This window comes from Parendozoicomonas sp. Alg238-R29, from assembly GCF_947331445.1.
Lineage (GTDB): Bacteria > Pseudomonadota > Gammaproteobacteria > Pseudomonadales > Endozoicomonadaceae > Sansalvadorimonas.
Genome location: NZ_CAMZOG010000233.1, coordinates 1 through 987, shown reverse-complemented (window position 1 = coordinate 987; position 987 = coordinate 1). Strand labels below are relative to the sequence as shown.

Sequence of the window (987 nt, the reverse complement as noted above, 5' to 3'; positions counted from 1 at the left end):
ACCCGATGTGTGAGTTTTTCTGGGGGCATGACCACCGTCTAATATTTTTGTGCAAACAAATTTCACCAGACGGAAACGGCCATGCCCATTGAAGAGTTTATCACCAGAGTCTTTTGTCTGATCGACGATTTATATCAGCAGCTATTCCCAACACCTTTGCGGCAGCGTGGCTCTGCTCCCAAGCTGGCAGACAGTGAAGTCATCACTATGGAGATCGTTGGCGAATGGCAAGGCCACCATACAGATATGGCTATATGGAAATACTTTTCTCAGCATTGGACAGTACTTTTCCCTGCAATGCCTGCTCGATCACAGTTTGCCAGACAAGCTGCTAATCTGTGGGTGGTGAAACAAACCATTCACGCTCATCTTGTTCATGAACTCGGTGCTGACACCGTTGATACACACCTTGTTGATGGCTTCCCTGTAGAAGCTTGTGTTCGGACAAGAGCTGCACGGTGCAGATCATTCAAGGCAGATGCCGAATTTGGTTATTGCGCTTCCAAAAAGCACCATTTTTATGGTTTCCAAGGACATCTTTTAATCGATGCTCGTGGTGTCCCCGTTGCAATGGAACTGACAGCTGCGAATATTGATGAGCGTGATGCAGCCTATGATCTCATAGAGAAAATTGCAGGCCTTCTTATTGGGGATAAAGGCTACATCCGGCCAGAGTTCTCGAAAGACTGCAAAGCCCTGGGCATTGATATTCAGACACCTTTACGAAAGAACATGAAAGACAGCCGGCCAAAGAAATTCGTTAAACTACTGATGCGGGTGCGTCGTAGAATCGAAACCGTGATTGGTCAGTTAGCAGAGTACTTTGAGATCGAGCGCATTCGTTGCCGCGACTTGTGGCATCTTACGAGTCGAATGAGCAGAAAGCTTCTTGGATATACTGTTGGAGTCTATCTGAACATACAGGCTGGCCGTGCTCCCATGCAATTTGAACATATGATCTCAGCCTGAAAACTCACACATTGGGTA

General features: G+C 46.8%; 1 protein-coding gene. It reads left to right on the top strand.

Annotated elements, in window-relative coordinates:
* Positions 1-81: 81 nt before the first annotated feature.
* Positions 82-969, top strand: coding sequence for an IS982 family transposase (locus QMA35_RS21805; protein ID WP_281649234.1), 888 nt, complete (start codon positions 82-84; stop codon positions 967-969).
* The last annotated feature ends 18 nt before the right edge of the window (positions 970-987 follow it).

Coding starts and splice junctions, on each gene's coding strand:
- QMA35_RS21805 (WP_281649234.1), top strand. CDS start 82: ATGCCCATTGAAGAGTTTATCACCAGAGTCTTTTGTCTGATCGACGAT.